The sequence below is a fragment of the Leptotrichia hongkongensis genome (genome assembly GCF_007990635.1).
GTDB lineage: Bacteria > Fusobacteriota > Fusobacteriia > Fusobacteriales > Leptotrichiaceae > Leptotrichia > Leptotrichia hongkongensis.
Genome location: NZ_AP019846.1, coordinates 1,512,397 through 1,528,043, shown reverse-complemented (window position 1 = coordinate 1,528,043; position 15,647 = coordinate 1,512,397). Strand labels below are relative to the sequence as shown.

General features: G+C 29.8%; 14 protein-coding genes. 13 read left to right on the top strand and 1 reads right to left on the bottom strand.

From position 1 onward, the window contains the following. Positions 1-391 precede the first annotated feature (391 nt). The 7 genes from FVE75_RS11500 to FVE75_RS07185 all read left to right on the top strand — a co-directional run bounded on the left by FVE75_RS11500 (position 392) and on the right by FVE75_RS07185 (position 7,053). Complete coding sequence (locus tag FVE75_RS11500; RefSeq protein WP_232052492.1) at positions 392-766, top strand: hypothetical protein; 375 nt, start codon at positions 392-394, stop codon at positions 764-766. Between the two features lie 77 nt (positions 767-843). After that, positions 844-1,248, top strand: coding sequence for a hypothetical protein (locus tag FVE75_RS11495; RefSeq protein WP_232052491.1), 405 nt, complete (start codon positions 844-846; stop codon positions 1,246-1,248). A gap of 91 nt (positions 1,249-1,339) precedes the next feature. Next, positions 1,340-1,978 (top strand): hypothetical protein, encoded by a 639-nt coding sequence (locus FVE75_RS11490; protein WP_232052490.1) that lies wholly within the window; start codon positions 1,340-1,342, stop codon positions 1,976-1,978. Then, complete coding sequence (locus FVE75_RS11485; protein ID WP_232052489.1) at positions 1,930-3,789, top strand: DUF4132 domain-containing protein; 1,860 nt, start codon at positions 1,930-1,932, stop codon at positions 3,787-3,789. Before FVE75_RS11490 ends, FVE75_RS11485 begins: the two co-directional genes overlap by 49 nt. Positions 3,790-3,803: 14 nt before the next feature. Continuing rightward, on the top strand, positions 3,804-4,364 hold the full coding sequence (locus FVE75_RS07195; RefSeq protein ID WP_147005876.1) for a hypothetical protein: 561 nt from the start codon (positions 3,804-3,806) through the stop codon (positions 4,362-4,364). An 11-nt stretch (positions 4,365-4,375) separates the two neighbouring features. After that, positions 4,376-5,350 carry an FAD:protein FMN transferase gene (locus FVE75_RS07190; RefSeq protein WP_232052488.1) on the top strand — a complete coding sequence of 325 codons (975 nt, stop codon included), beginning with the start codon at positions 4,376-4,378 and terminating at the stop codon, positions 5,348-5,350. Next, positions 5,338-7,053 carry a ClC family H(+)/Cl(-) exchange transporter gene (locus tag FVE75_RS07185; RefSeq protein WP_232052487.1) on the top strand — a complete coding sequence of 572 codons (1,716 nt, stop codon included), beginning with the start codon at positions 5,338-5,340 and terminating at the stop codon, positions 7,051-7,053. Before FVE75_RS07190 ends, FVE75_RS07185 begins: the two co-directional genes overlap by 13 nt. Positions 7,054-7,124: 71 nt before the next feature. Here FVE75_RS07185 and glpK read toward each other — a convergent pair whose 3' ends face one another. After that, positions 7,125-8,642, bottom strand: a complete 1,518-nt coding sequence (glpK, locus tag FVE75_RS07180) for a glycerol kinase GlpK (RefSeq protein WP_147005874.1) — start codon at positions 8,640-8,642, stop codon at positions 7,125-7,127. Positions 8,643-8,775: 133 nt separating this feature from the next. Here glpK and FVE75_RS07175 point away from each other — a divergent pair, with 133 nt between their 5' ends. The 6 genes from FVE75_RS07175 (at position 8,776) to FVE75_RS07150 (ending at position 15,632) form a co-directional block, all read left to right on the top strand. Then, positions 8,776-9,039, top strand: coding sequence for a SemiSWEET family transporter (locus FVE75_RS07175; RefSeq protein WP_147005873.1), 264 nt, complete (start codon positions 8,776-8,778; stop codon positions 9,037-9,039). A gap of 119 nt (positions 9,040-9,158) precedes the next feature. After that, positions 9,159-9,800 carry a precorrin-6y C5,15-methyltransferase (decarboxylating) subunit CbiE gene (gene cbiE / locus FVE75_RS07170; RefSeq protein ID WP_147005872.1) on the top strand — a complete coding sequence of 214 codons (642 nt, stop codon included), beginning with the start codon at positions 9,159-9,161 and terminating at the stop codon, positions 9,798-9,800. 268 nt (positions 9,801-10,068) lie between these two features. Beyond that, positions 10,069-12,747, top strand: coding sequence for a leucine--tRNA ligase (gene leuS / locus FVE75_RS07165; RefSeq protein ID WP_147005871.1), 2,679 nt, complete (start codon positions 10,069-10,071; stop codon positions 12,745-12,747). 36 nt (positions 12,748-12,783) lie between these two features. Beyond that, positions 12,784-13,782, top strand: a complete 999-nt coding sequence (locus FVE75_RS07160; RefSeq protein WP_147005870.1) for a DNA cytosine methyltransferase — start codon at positions 12,784-12,786, stop codon at positions 13,780-13,782. After that, on the top strand, positions 13,782-14,738 hold the full coding sequence (locus tag FVE75_RS07155) for a HaeIII family restriction endonuclease (RefSeq protein WP_147005869.1): 957 nt from the start codon (positions 13,782-13,784) through the stop codon (positions 14,736-14,738). The genes FVE75_RS07160 and FVE75_RS07155 overlap by 1 nt, the downstream gene beginning before the upstream one ends. A gap of 147 nt (positions 14,739-14,885) precedes the next feature. Next, complete coding sequence (locus tag FVE75_RS07150; protein ID WP_232052486.1) at positions 14,886-15,632, top strand: SDR family oxidoreductase; 747 nt, start codon at positions 14,886-14,888, stop codon at positions 15,630-15,632. The last annotated feature ends 15 nt before the right edge of the window (positions 15,633-15,647 follow it).

The following is a 15,647-nucleotide window of genomic DNA, read 5'->3' as shown; positions in this document are numbered from 1 at the left end:
CTCTTTTTTTATTCAATAAATTTAATAAATTTTTTTTAATTAATGAATGAAAAAACATAAAAAATGTTGTATAATATAAATGTATAGTCAAATGTATTGAAAACATATTTATAGTAAAAATAGTTTAAAACAGAACTCAAAAACTATGACTATTTTACTCAAACCCTAAATTATATAATTTCTATCAGTTTAATTTTAAATGGGTTCAGTATATAATCAATTCACTTAAAAACTCAAGAAAAATATGTAAAAAGAACTGGATTAGTAGAGAACATATCCATTTAATCTGTTTTAAGCTGGAATTGCTGTATGATAGAATCATTTTGAAATTAAACGGATGGGGTTAAATATAGTTTTTTAAGATAAGCCTAAATAAAAGGAGGTTTGTAAAATGACTAAAAATGAAGTAATAAAAAGTCTTACAGATAAAATAGAAATAAAGTCTGTTTACAATGAAATAGTAGACTTCCTAAACGGAAAGACAGAAAAGATTAATAATGTTTATAAAAGGAATTTACGATATATTAATAATTTTGAGATGAAAGAATTTATGAAAAGGGATGACTTTTTGGAAAGTGAGGCAGGGAAGACATTATTGAAGTATTCTGAGTATATGTATAATAATTTTCCTGATGAACTTAGTTATCAATTTTCAAATTTTCCTTTAAAATATAAGATATATAAATTTTTAGGTTTTTCAGATGAATTTGTAAAAAGGATTTTGAAAATAATTCGGAAACTAAAAATAACAATATTTTTGGAATAATTGCAAGTGTTTTTAAAATATTTTGAGAATTTGGCAGATAGTTATATTAAAAACTACGATTCATATTCAGATAATTTTTGATAAAATTAGGAATTTTGATAACTGTTAAAAATGTTATATTAAAATGTGAGAAAAAGTCTGAAAATATAGAAGAAATACAAAAGCTTGATAATATTTTTATAAGATATATTGCAGATAAAATTGAAAAATATAAAATTAATAAAATATTTTCAAAACATCTCGACAATAAAAATTTTAAAAGATATTTTCAAAATATGAAAATTTTAAATATTGAAAAAGTAAGAAAATATATGGAAAAAGTTTTTGAAATTTTGAGCGAAAATAAAGCAGTTTCAGAAGTTGTTTCTGAAGGAATTGAGCTGTTTATTATGTTTTCTGAAATTGAGTTTTCTTCAACGAACAACAATTATTATTATCGAAATAAAATGTTTGAAAAATTGGAAAAAATTTTAAAAATATAATTTCTCACAAAAGCAAAGGCTTTATTTACTTGTAAACTATGGTCTTAATGTTATTTTTAATAATTTTGAGCGTTCTAAAAAGATGTATGATTTGTTTTTGGATACAATAAAGGAAGATTTAGAAAGTGCAAAAGAATTTTTAAATGACAATCTTGAAGAAAATAAATTAGAATACTCATTTTTGCTACATTTTTTTATAAGAGAAAATTTAATTAATAAAAAAGATCAGCAAAGATTATTAGCAATGTCTGAAGAGATATTAATCAGAGATTTAAAAGAACTATTTGAAGAAAAAGCCTGGAAATGGCACCCGAGTAAATTTAGAAATCTTGGATTTTTGGAAAAAGAGAATATTGATTGGGAAAGTATTACCATCGAATGTTTGGGATATAAGCCAGTAAATATTTTAGCGGAAAAGGATAAAATAATATTTTCGCTTTTTAAATATTCTGATAAATATAAAAAAGTTTTTCAATTTCTTATAAATAGCACAAAAGAGATTAATCTATTTAAAGATATATTTTTAAGATACGATGTAATTTATGGAATATCTGGCTTAAGGGATATATTAAATGAAATGTGGAATTATGGGCTAAGATTGGATTTTATAAACAGAAAGTATTTTGAATATATTGAGAGAAAAGGTTTTGATAATAAAAATAATAAAATTTGGATGGAATTTTGCACGAGCATGAAAAAGAATTGTATAAAATTTTTGAAAAAGGGGTAGAATTATCAAAAGAAATCGAAAATTATGTAAATATTTTATATTTAAAAGATAATGGATTTGATTATTCAGAATTACCTAAATTACTATTGAATGCAAATGAATATGTAGGGCATCAGATTGAAAAAATTTTAAGAAGAAGGCTTGACGCAAAAAATGAAATAGAGAAAATTGTTGAAAAACAAATTTTTCCTGCTTCACACATTGCAGAAAGATTAGTAAAATATTGGGATAATGTGGAAGCTCAAAAGGGATTAAGAAATTTAATGGATTCAAAAGAAATTTTTGAATATGCTGATAGCATCTGTCTTGAAAAGCATGAGGAAAACGCAGTATTTAGTGCAGAAGTAGATTATGGAATGATAAGAATAAAGGACAGTGATAAAAAAATTCCTGCAAAATTAATGAAATTTTATATATCAGAATATATACTCGCAAAAGATATCAGAAGTATTGATGTTTGCAATAAAATTGAAGAAATAGCACAGAAAAAAGATTTGAGAAAATTTGTTAAAAAGATTTTTGACAGATGGAAAGTTCATATGTTTAATCCAAAGTATAAAAATATCTTTATACCGTTAATAAAGACTGCTAGCATTAAACAACTTGATGAAATAATAGAGATAGTCGACATGCTTGTCAGTGAGTATAATAAGATTGCAGTTGCAGCTTATGGAATAAGAGTTTTATCGTTGCGTGAAGAAGTTAAGCAAGTGGGGATATTATTAAACAGCTTCATATTAAACTATAAAGATAAAAGAATAAAAATGGCGGCTAACGAGGCATTGGAACTTATTTCACAAAAACAAGGAATGACACGTGATGAATTAAATGACATTTTAGTTCCAGATTTTAACTTTGAGATGGATAGGACAAAAATATTTACTTATGGGGATAAGAGAATAAAAATTGAGCTTGATATTGCAAAAATTCCTCAGAAAGTTATTCTTTATGATGAAAATAATAATAAAGAAATAAAATCATTTCCAAAAGTGAGTAAAAAAAGAAATATTGATAATGAAATATTGGAAGAATATAAAAGAGAATTGAAATATATAAAAAAACAGTTGAAAGAAATATCATCAGTTCAGAGAAATAATTTATTAAAGGCACTATTTACACAAAGAAAATGGAAAGCAGAAAAATGGAAGGAAATTTTTATAAAAAATCCAATTATGCAAAAATTTGCAATATTTCTTCTTTGGAAAGAAATAGATGAGAAAAATAACACTGTAAGTACTTTTAGATATACAGAAAATAATATTTTTGAATCAATTAATGAAAAGGAATATCAATTGAATCAAAATAATTTTGTAAATCTTGTATATTTTCCCAAATTAAAAGAAGAAGAGAGGGAATACTGGAAAATGTATTTTAATAATAAAAAAATACTTCAGCCAATAAATCAAATAAACATTCCTTTTTACAAACTTACAGAAGAAAAAAAGGAAAAAATAGAAATTTTAGATTATAATGAAAAAGAGTTTTTAGTAAAGACATTACGGAAAGAAAGTCCAAAACTTGATTTTGAGATAAATTATGGAAATGACGGAAAAGGATATGGAATTCATTATATTGATAAAAACACAGATATAACAGCTGTCATTTTAACAAATTCATTTTTTTCAGGAGATTATACAAAAAAATTAAAAACCGAAAAAATAGTATTCTTTAAAGGAAGTCCAGTAGTTCAATATGAAAAAACATTGGAAAGTCAGGATATAAAACTGTTAAAACTAAAGGAAATTCCGAAGAGAATATTAAGTTTAGTGTGTTGTATGATTGAAATTTTATCAAGTGAAGGAAATAATTAAAATAAGGAGTATTTATGAATAATAAGAAAAAAATAGCGCTATTTTTAGGTGCTGTTTCTTTAATTGCTTTTGGAAATTATAAGCAATTTGTAAAAAATAGTAAGCAAAAAACAGTTGTAGAAGGAAAATCTAGCGAGAAAGCGTCTTCTTCGTCAAGTAAAGCGGATAAAGAAGGTAAAAGCAGTGAAAAAGCAACTTTATCTGCAGGAAATAATCCAACGCAAAAGGTTCAGAATACAGAAGTTATGGCTGAAATAAAATCAGTACCGCAGCCTCAGCCAGCTAAAACTGCAGTTCAAAATAATACAGATGATACCAAAAACAATAAATCTGATAAAAATTCAGAAACAAAGGACAGAGAGAAAAATATCAGCAAAGATAAAACTGAAAATTCGTCTCAAGATAGGAAAAACCAAAATTTAAAAAATAATAAAAAATTAACTGAGGATAATAGTCTAAAAACAAATAAAAATGTAGAAAGCCAATACAAGCTTAATACAAAAAATAAAGAAGAGACTAAAACTAAGAAAGAAAGTAAATCAAGTGAAAAAGCAACTTTATCAGGTGGAAATTAGGTGAAAACATGATGTATAAGGTTCAAGTACGTTTTTTATTTCATTCGGATATAAAAATTAAAATACCTGAAAGCTATGATGATTCTGTTTTTGACAGGTTATTTGGAATTTTAGAAGATGTGAATGAAAAGTATAATTCTTATGCTGAAAATTCTTATATTGATAAAATAAATAAAAATAGTGGGCATTTTGTAAAAGTAAATAATGAAACTATAAGTATTTTGAATAAAATTATTCATTTATCAAAAATTATTGGTGGAGAGTACGACATTACAATAATGCCTCTTATAAGACTGTGGGGTTTTTATAAACAAACCCCCATTTTGCCATCTTTTGATAAAATAAAAAAAGCGAAAAGGCTTGTGGATTATAAAAAGATAATTATTGACAAAAAGAAAAAGCGGATAAAAATTGAAAAGAATCAGGAAATTATAACAGGTTCATTTATAAAGGCGTATGCGATAGAAAAAATGGTTCAGGAAATGAAAAAAATCGGGATAAAGGACGCAATTGTAAATGCTGGCGGAAGCAGTATTATTGCAATTAATGAATGGGGGATTATTGCTGAAAATCCTGAAGATGAGAAGGAAATATTAAGAAATATAAATGGAATGCCTGTAAGAATAACAAAATATGAATGTAATGAAGAAAATAAAGATAATGATTTATTTGAAATAAAGATAAAAGATACAAGTTATTCCACATCTAATCAGAAAAATACATATCTTTTGATAAATAACGAAAAATACGGACACATTATAAGTCCTAAAACTGGATTTCCATCTCAAAATAAACAAGTTGGAGTAATTACAAAAAGTGCTTTTTTTGGAGATATTATTTCGACAGGACTATATAATCAGACACCACAAAAATTTTATGAAATTATGGAAAAACTATCTAAAGAGATGGATATTTCAGGATTTTTGATTAATAATATAGGAAAGATATTTTATTTTAATATGGAAAAATATTTTTGTGGAAAATAAAAAAGGAAGAAGGAAATAAAATGGCAAAAGATGTTTTACATGAGCTAAGAGATATAAATTCGTTAAAGTCAAGGAGAAATAATGTAATACTAATATTCCTGTGTTTTCTAGTAGGAATTTTTTCTGGAATTATCGTGGGGACATATACATTAATATTAAAAAAGATGTCGATTTTTAGAGAATTTTTTACAACAAATCTAGAATTTTATAAAATAGCTATTGGAATAGCAATCTTTATTATTATGGGATTAGCCATACAATTTATGCTTACAAAATATCCATTAATTAGTGGAAGTGGAATTCCGCAAGTTAGCGGACTGCTTACGAAAAAGGTAAAGTTTAGATGGTTTGGGGAACTTATTACAAAATTTGTAGGAGGAATATTAGCAATAGGAGCAGGAATGTCTATGGGCCGTGAAGGACCTTCAGTACATTTAGGATCTTTGGTTGGTTCTGGGGTGAAGGAACTTACGAAACGCTCTGAAGTGGAAGAAAAGTATTTGGTAACATGTGGAGCAAGTGCTGGAATTTCCTCAACATTTAATGCACCGCTTGCAGGAGTGATTTTTTCTCTTGAGGAACTTCACAAATTTTTCTCGCCATTACTATTAATCTGTACTCTTGTAGCAAGTGGAACTTCAAATTATGTTTCAAGAATGATTTTAGGCTCGCAAACTTCTTTTCAATACAATTTTGTGCTTCCAGAAGGCATACCGTATTATATATTTGCAATTATAACAGTTGTTTTTTGCGTTATAATTACAGTTACTGGAAAAGCATTTAGCTACTTTCTGCTTTTAACTCAAAAACATTATAGAAATCTGAAATTGAATAAATATATAAAAATATCAATATTTATGATAATGGCGTATATTGTAGCAGTATTTTTTAGGGATATTACAGGCGGAGGACATGAACTTATAGAGGAAATGTTTGGAAAAAATGTAATGTTAAAAACAATCATTATAATTTTACTTCTTAAATTCTTTTATACAATGTTTTGTTATGCGACAGGAGCACCAGGAGGAATTTTCTTGCCAATGCTTGTAGTAGGAGCTTTGATAGGAAAAGTTTATGGTGAAATATTAAATAATTATTTTTCAGTTCCAAATGAGATAATTGTACATTTTATGCTGCTTGGAATGGCTGCATATTTTACAGCAGTTGTTAGAGCTCCAATAACTGGAATCACATTAATTTTGGAAATGACAGGTAACTTTTCATATCTTTATATGCTAATAATTGTTTGCACAATAACTTATATTTTTACTGAATTGCTTAAAATGGAGCCAATTTATGAAAGACTTTATTTTAATATGTTTCATAAGGAAATTTTAGAAGAAGATAAGGAAAAGAGAAGAATACAGAAACGTGCTAAAAGATTGGAAATATTGGAAAAATGGTGGAAAAATAAAAAAATCGAAATTGGTATAAAGCCAGATGGGAAAAATGTAAAAGACAAGATAGTAACACTTTTAATTCCTGTCGGATCAAATTCCGAATTTGACAATAAAATGGTAAAAGAGCTTAAATTACCAGAAAATCTGTTAATCGTGAGTGTGCGTAAAGCTGGGAAGGATAGTATCGCACGAGGAGATACATTGATTCAGAGCGGTAATCAGCTTGTGATTATTACAGATTACAGGACGGCACAGGAGTATGCTGGAGAACTGAGGGAGAGAGGAATGAAAATAGTAGATTAAAAAAATAATATGCTTGGAAAAAGAAAAACAGTGGAATTTTACTTTCACTGTTTTTTTGTATTTGTTATTTGTCAATCTTCCTCCCAGCTTTTAGCTTTTTCAACAGCCTTTTTCCAATGGTTATAATATTTTTCTCTCAAATTTTCAGATAAGTCTGGTGTAAATTCCTTGTTTAAACGCCAGTTTTTTTTGATTTCTTCTTTATTTTTCCAGAATCCAACGGCAAGTCCAGCCAGATAGGTAGCACCTAATGCAGTTGTTTCGATAATTTCAGGACGTAAAACTTTTGTATTTAAAATATCGCTTTGAAATTGCATGAGAAAATTGTTTGCTGTTGCACCGCCATCGACTTTTAGAGAATTTATTTCAATACCTGAATCTTCTTTCATTGCGTTTATCAAGTCTTTGGACTGGTAGGCGATGGATTCGAGGGCAGCACGAATTATGTGGTTTTTATTAGATCCACGGGTAAGCCCAACAATTGTGCCACGGGCGTACATATCCCAGTATGGCGAACCTAATCCAACAAATGCTGGAACTAAATAAACTCCACCATTATCATCAACTTGCTGTGCAAAATATTCTGTATCAGAAGCCTTGTCAAAGAATTTTAATTCATCACGAAGCCACTGGATAACAGCCCCACCAATAAAAATACTTCCTTCGAGAGCATATTCCACTTTTCCATCAATCCCAATGGCAATAGTTGTAAGCAATCCATTATTTGATTTTATGCACTTGTTCCCAGTATTCATAAGCATAAAGCATCCTGTTCCGTAAGTATTCTTTATATCTCCAGTATGAAATCCAGCCTGCCCAAACAACGCCGCCTGCTGATCTCCAGCGATACCTGAAATTGGAATGGAAGTGCCGTTTTCTTCACCGATTGTAATTCCCATTCTTGTTTTTCCGTAAAATTCGCTTGAGTTTCTAACTTCTGGAAGCATACTTTCTGGAATATTAAGTTCCTTTAAAATTTTTTTATCCCATTCTAAATTTTTTATGTTAAAAAGCATAGTTCTAGAAGCATTTGTAAAATCAGTAACATGAACTTTTCCGCCAGTTAATTTCCACACAAGCCAAGTATCGACCGTTCCAAAAAGCAGTTCCCCGTTTTCAGCTTTTTCCCTTGCACCTTTCACATTGTCAAGAATCCATTTTACTTTTGTCCCTGAAAAATAAGCGTCAATTATCAGTCCTGTATTTTCCTTTACATAATCTTCAAGTCCACGGCTTTTCAATTCTTCGCAGATTTCAGCCGTTCGTCTGCATTGCCAGACAATTGCGTTATAGACAGGCTCGCCAGTATTTTTATCCCACACGATTACAGTTTCCCTTTGATTTGTAATTCCGATTGCTGCTACATCTTTTAGGGAAATTCCAGATTGTGCGATAACTTCGGTAAGAACAGAACGCTGGCTTGCCCATATTTCCATAGCGTTATGCTCAACCCACCCTGGTTGTGGAAAAATCTGTGTAAATTCCTTTTGAGCTTTCCCAATAGTGTTCAGACTTTTATCAAAAATAATTGCACGTGAACTAGTCGTTCCTTGATCTAGAGCGATTATATATTTTTTTTGATTATCCATAAGACCTCCTTATAATAAATTATATCTTGAGAAAAATATTTGTCAAATTTTTAATTTGTAAAGCGATGGAATCTGTGATATAATATAAAACACATCAAAAATTACTAAATTTTTTAAACACAAGGAGGGAAAAATGAACAAAAAGAAAATCAACACAATCGTTGGCTCAATAGGGGCATTTATTGGAGTATTTGTATTCATAACGTATATTCCACAGATTATTGCCAATATAGGTGGACAAAAAGCGCAGCCGTGGCAACCTCTTACTGCCTCAATTTCATGTTTGATATGGGTAATTTACGGATGGACTAAAGAACCTAAAAAAGATTATATTTTAATTGTGCCAAATGCAGCAGGAGTAATACTAGGATTTTTGACTTTTATTACAGCACTTTAATAAAAAATAACTTTAAAAGACTGTGAAAAAAACAGTCTTTTTCTTTAACTTTTTATTTATATAGGGTATAATAAATACAGATAAAAATAGAAATAATAAAAATTTGTTTAGGAGAGAAAATGAAAAATAAAATAAATGTACTTGGATTAGGACCTGGAAATTTGGACTACACTTTACCAGTTGTATTAAAAGAAATCGAAAAATCAGATGTAATAATCGGTGGAAAGCGTCATATTGAAAGCCTTGGAAAATATGCAGAAAACAAAGAATACTGCTACATTAATGCTGATTTACAGCGAGTTCTGGATTTTATAAAAGAAAACCGTGATAAAAAAATGTCACTAATTCTATCAGGAGATACAGGCTTTTATAGTATGCTAACATTTATGCGAAAACATTTTGAGGCTAGTGAACTAAATGTAATACCTGGAATTTCCTCAATTCAATATATGTTTGCTAAAATTTCTGATTATTGGAATAATGCTTTTATATCTAGCGTTCATGGACGAGAAATGGATTATGTTGAAAAGTTACGGGAATTTGGTAAAATCGGACTTTTGACAGATAACAAAAATACACCGCAGAAAATATCGGAAACACTGATTGAAGCTGGAATGGATAGCTCTATCATTTTTGTCGGAGAAAATTTATCTTATGAGAATGAACAAATTTTGGAACTATCAGTAAAAGAAATGGTAAAAGTTGAGAAAAAATTTGAGATGAATGTAGTTGTGATTTATTGGGATGGGAAGGGAGAGTAAGTGAAAAATGTTTTATTTTCAAATATTAAGCATAATGAAGAAAATTAAAGATAGAAAGTGTTTAAAATTTTTTGAAATAATAAATGGTAAAGAAATAAATATAAAATTTAGGAAACAAATAAAAAGTAATGATATTTTGAAAATTATAAAAGATATCATAAAATAAAATTAATTGTCAAAAAGCCTAAAATATAGTACAATAATTACATTATAAACTACTAAGATAAAAAATATTATAGAACTAAATATTAAAAAATGGAGGAAAACAATGATAAAGGAATACAAACCGTCGGAAATTGAGAAAAAGTGGCAAGATAAATGGTTTGAAGGAGATGTTTTTAAATCGGAAAATAAAGTTGATGGTAAAGAGAATTATTATGTACTTGAGATGTTTGCGTATCCATCTGGAAAGCTTCATGTTGGGCATTTGAGAAATTATGCGATTGGAGATGCGATTGCAAGATACAAGAAAATGAAAGGGTTTAATGTGCTGCATCCGTTTGGATGGGACAGTTTTGGGCTGCCTGCGGAAAATGCCGCAATTGACAATGGGGCACATCCTGGAAAATGGACAAAGGATAATATTGACAATATGAGAAGACAGATGAAGCTTATGGGACTTTCTTATGACTGGAACAGGGAACTTAGAACTTATACTCCAGAATACTATAAGTGGAATCAGAAGTTTTTTATTGAAATGTATAAAAAAGGGATTGTTTACAAGAAAAAATCTTATGTAAACTGGTGTCCTGACTGTAATACCGTACTTGCAAATGAGCAGGTTGAAGGTGGAAAATGTTGGCGTCACGGTAAAACAGATGTAATTCAAAAGGAACTTTCACAATGGTATTTCAAAATTACAGAATATGCAGAAGAATTACTGCAAGGACATGAAGAACTTAGAGGGCATTGGCCTGAGCAAGTGCTTGCTATGCAGAAAAACTGGATTGGAAAATCAACAGGAGCGGAAGTAGACTTTATTTTGGACTTTGATTATAAAGGGAATAATGAGAATATTGTAAAAAATGAAAAAGGTGAAGTTGTAATAACTGTGTTTACTACGAGAGCGGACACGTTATTTGGGGCGACTTACTTGACTTTGGCACCTGAACATCCGTTAGTAGAAGAAGTTATTTTGAAGCAAAATGCCGAAATTAGGGAAAAAGTTGAGGCTATGATTAATGAGGATAAAATTAGCCGTACTGCTGAAGATAAGGAAAAAGAGGGTGTGTTTACAGGGCTTTATGTTATAAATCCAATAAATAATGTAAAAGTACCTTTATGGATTGGAAACTATGTATTAATAGATTATGGAACTGGAGCGGTTATGGCTGTGCCTGCCCATGATGCAAGAGACTTGGCTTTTTCGAAAAAATATGACTTGCCAATTAAAATTGTAGTAAATCCTGTGGATAAAGATGGGAATGTGCATAAATTGACGCTTGAAGAAACATTTGAAAATATTTTTACTGGAAATGGAATTATGACTAATTCTGGAGAATTTGATGGAATTTCAAATGAAGATGGAAAAATCAAGATTGTAGAAAAACTGGAAAAATTAGGAAAAGGTAAGGCAACTGTAAATTATAGGCTTCATGACTGGTTAATCAGCAGACAAAGATACTGGGGGACACCAATTCCTGTGATTTATGATGAAGATGGAAATATTTATTTGGAAGAGGAAGCAAACTTGCCTGTGAAACTGCCTACAGATATTGAGTTTAACGGAAAAGGAAATCCACTTGAAACTTCCGAGGAATTTAAAAATGTGATTTTGCCAAATGGGAAAAAAGGTAGAAGAGAAACTGATACAATGGATACTTTCGTTGATTCTTCATGGTATTACTTGAGATATTTGGATTCTCACAATGATAAAGAGCCGTTTAAAAAGGAGGATGCAGATAATTGGACTCCAGTTCATCAATATATCGGTGGAATTGAGCATGCGGTAATGCACTTGCTTTATGCAAGATTTTTCCACAAATCATTAAGAGATTTAGGATATGTTGACACAAATGAGCCATTTAAGCGTTTATTGACACAGGGAATGGTTTTAGGGCCTTCTTACTATTCTCAAAATGAAAGAAGATATTTGTTCCCAAGAGAAGTGGAAATGAAGGATGGGAAGCCTGTTTCTAAGGAAACTGGAGAAGAATTGGCAACAAAAGTTGAAAAAATGAGTAAATCTAAAAATAACGGAGTAGATCCAGAAGAAATTGTGAAGGAATACGGAGCTGACTCTTCAAGAGTGTTCACATTGTTTGCCGCACCGCCTGAAAAAGAGCTGGAATGGAATATGAACGGTCTTGCTGGAGCTTACAGATTCATAAACAGACTTTATCTGCTAATTTCATCAACAGCTGATTTTGCTGATAAAAATGCAACAAAGGAAGATAATTATGGAATTAATTTAGATGCAAGAAGTGAAAAAGACAAGGAAATTCAGAAAAAATTACATCAGACAGTAAAAAAAGTTACAGACAGCATTGAGGATGATTTCCACTTTAACACAGCAATTGCAGCAATAATGGAACTTCTAAATGATATGACAACTTACAAGCAAAATGTAATTGACAAAAACGACATTTCGTCAGAAAGCAAAAAAGTATGGCACGAAGTTCTTGAAAAAGTGATTTTACTAATTGCACCTTTTGCACCGCACGTGGCGGATGAATTATGGAGTGATTTAGGAAATACAACTCTTACTTTTGAGCAAGAATGGCCAACATTTGATGAAAAATTAACTGTGGAAAATAACTTTAACTTGGTTTTACAAGTAAATGGAAAAGTTAGGGATATGATTCCTGCACAAATTGGAATTTCAAAAGATGACGCTGAAAAATTGGCATTTTCTTCAGAAAAAGTTCAGAAATTTATTGATGGAAAAGAAGTTGTCAAGGTAATTGTTGTGCCTAATAAACTGGTTAATATTGTGGTGAAAGGATAAATGGAATTTAACTAAGAAAAGAATAAAGGGGTAAAAATGAATTTAATAAGTCTTTTTTCAGGAGCTGGAGGATTAGATCTAGGTTTTGAAAAAGCAGGATTTAATATTTTAACAGCTAGTGAATATGATAAAACGATATGGGAAACGTATGAAAAAAATCATAGAGCAAATTTAATAAAAAAAGATATAAGTAAAGTTTCCTCTGATGAGTTTCCTGATAATATAGAAGGAATAATAGGTGGACCACCTTGTCAGTCTTGGAGTGTTGGGGGGGCTTTAAGAGGAATTGACGATCCTAGAGGTAAACTGTTTTATGAATATATACGAGTTTTAAGGGATAAAAAACCATTATTTTTTTTAGCGGAAAATGTAAGCGGAATGATGGCAAAAAGGCATAATAAAGCGGTTGAAGGAATATTAAAAGAGTTTGAAAAAGTTGGATATGAAGTACAGATTTTTTTAGCAAATGCTAGTGATTATGGAGTAGCACAAGACAGAAAAAGAGTTTTTTATATCGGATTTAGAAAAGAGTTAAAGATAAACTTTAAATTTCCGGAACCTTATAAATTTAAATTAACTTTAAGGGATGTCATATATGACTTGAAAGAAACACCTATAGAAGCTTTAGAAAAAAATAAAACAAATAAGGAAAAATGTATATACCCAAATCACGAATATTATCTAGGTTCATATTCTACAATTTTTATGAGCCGAAATAGAGTAAGGCAATGGGATGAACAGGCTTTCACGGTACAAGCTTCTGGTAGACAGTGCCAATTACATCCGCAAGCTCCTGTAATGCCTAAAGTAGGAAAAGATAAAAATATTTTTGCCAAAGGGCATGAACATTTATATAGAAGATTAACAGTTAGAGAATGTGCAAGAATACAAGGATTTCCAGATGATTTTTTGTTTTATTATAATAATTTAAATGATGGTTATAAAATGATAGGAAATGCTGTACCAGTAAACCTTTCATACGAGATTGCCAAAAAAATAAAAGAAGCATTGGAAGAGAATAGAGGTAAAAATTAATGAGCAATAAAAGTAATAATCAAGGGCGAGCATACGAATATATATTTTTAAATTCTTTATTTGAAGTAATCTCAAAAATCAGAGAAGTTTCAATTGAAAAAAATAGCAGTTTTATAGCTTCTAAACAAGCCTGGGAAACTTTGTCAAGTCAAGATAAAGAAATTTATAAAATAAGTGCTTTGACAGGAGTAAGTATTATTTTGGATTTAGAACCATTGATTATTGAGAAAAGCAATGATATATTAAATTTAAAAATTCAGTCTGATGATGAAGGTAAAAAAGGGGATGTGAGGGATATAGTAATTATGAGGGGAAGTATTGATTGGGAAATAGGACTAAGTTTAAAACATAATCATTTTGCGGTGAAACATAGCAGATTATCTAAAAAATTAGACTTTGGAGAAAAATGGTATGATATTCCTTGTTCGGAAGAGTACTGGAAAAAAGTGAAACCGATTTTTGATTTTTTAGAAAGAGAAAAGGAAAAGAAAACTCTTTGGAAAGAAATAGTAAATAAAAATGAAGATGTGTATTTTCCATTGTTAGAGGCTTTTAAAACAGAGATTTTAAATCAAAATAGAAAAAATATTAAACTGCTGGAAAATATGTTGAAATATTTACTAGGGAAGTTCGATTTTTATAAAGTGATAAGTATTGATAATAAAAAAGTTACAAGGGTACAAAGTTATAATTTATATGGTACATTAAATCAAGATGGAGTACATGAAAAAAGAAAAATAGAAATACCTATTATTATTTTGCCAACAAGAATAGTTAGTTTAGATTTTAAACCAAACAGTTTAACTACATTGGAACTATATCTAAATAATGGCTGGCAATTTACATTTAGGATACACAATGCTGAAAAAGAAGTTAAGCCAAGTTTGAAGTTTGATATTCAAATTGTAGGAATGCCAACTTCGATAATTTCAATAGATTCTAAATGGGAATTATAAAAAAATCAGAAAAATTTGGAGCAGAAAAATAAAATAGTGATGGAGATGAGAAAAAATGGCTGAAATAGCAGTAACTGGAGTGACAGGAAATTTAGGTGGTATGGGGTTTCAAGATTATGCAAAGAAAATGGAATAAAAGTGAGAAATTTGGCTAGAAATAAGGAAAAAGCTGAAAAAATGGGATTTTCTGATGTTTTTAAATCAAGTTACGACAAGTCAGAAGATACTATAAAATCGCTTGAAGGGATTGATGTGCTTTTTATGGTGTCGGGTTCTGAAAATCCTGACCGTGTTCAACAGCATAAGGATTTTATTGATTCTGCTAAAACAGCTGGAGTGTCGCACATTGTTTATCTTTCGTTTTACAATGCTTCAAAAAATTCAATATTTACATTGGGAAGAGATCATTACGCAACTGAGGAATATATTAAAGAAAAAGGCTTTAAATATACATTTTTGAGAGATAATTTTTATGTGGATTTCTTTGTAGATATGTGCAGAGAGTACGGTGAAATAAAAGGGCCTGCTGGAAATGGTAAAGTTTCGGCTGTGGTGCGTTCGGATGTGTCAGAAGTGGCTGCTAAAATTTTGGAAAATCCAGAAAAATGGGAAAATCACACTTTGAATATGACAGGACCTGAAGAATTGACAATGGAGGAAATTACAAAACTTGTAAGTAAATATTTAGGTAAAGAAATTAAGTATATTCCTGAAACAGTAGATGAGGCTTATGAATCTCGTAAAATCTGGAAAGCCGAACAATGGGAATATGATTCGTGGGTTTCGACTTATACTGCAATTGTCGAAGGTGAACAAGCTGGTGTTTCAAATGACATTGAAAAGGTATTGGGACGTAAAGCAACTTCATTGACTGAGTATTTGGAAATATTGTAATTAAAAAGATGATTA

What these genes read in the sequence shown, in the direction of transcription:
- leuS (WP_147005871.1), top strand. Translation starts at nt 10,069, where the DNA reads ATGATAAAGGAATACAAACCGTCGGAAATTGAGAAAAAGTGGCAAGAT.
- FVE75_RS07190 (WP_232052488.1), top strand. Translation starts at nt 4,376, where the DNA reads ATGTATAAGGTTCAAGTACGTTTTTTATTTCATTCGGATATAAAAATT.
- FVE75_RS07195 (WP_147005876.1), top strand. Translation starts at nt 3,804, where the DNA reads ATGAATAATAAGAAAAAAATAGCGCTATTTTTAGGTGCTGTTTCTTTA.
- glpK (WP_147005874.1), bottom strand. Translation starts at nt 8,642, where the DNA reads ATGGATAATCAAAAAAAATATATAATCGCTCTAGATCAAGGAACGACT.
- cbiE (WP_147005872.1), top strand. Translation starts at nt 9,159, where the DNA reads ATGAAAAATAAAATAAATGTACTTGGATTAGGACCTGGAAATTTGGAC.
- FVE75_RS07175 (WP_147005873.1), top strand. Translation starts at nt 8,776, where the DNA reads ATGAACAAAAAGAAAATCAACACAATCGTTGGCTCAATAGGGGCATTT.
- FVE75_RS07160 (WP_147005870.1), top strand. Translation starts at nt 12,784, where the DNA reads ATGAATTTAATAAGTCTTTTTTCAGGAGCTGGAGGATTAGATCTAGGT.
- FVE75_RS07155 (WP_147005869.1), top strand. Translation starts at nt 13,782, where the DNA reads ATGAGCAATAAAAGTAATAATCAAGGGCGAGCATACGAATATATATTT.
- FVE75_RS11500 (WP_232052492.1), top strand. Translation starts at nt 392, where the DNA reads ATGACTAAAAATGAAGTAATAAAAAGTCTTACAGATAAAATAGAAATA.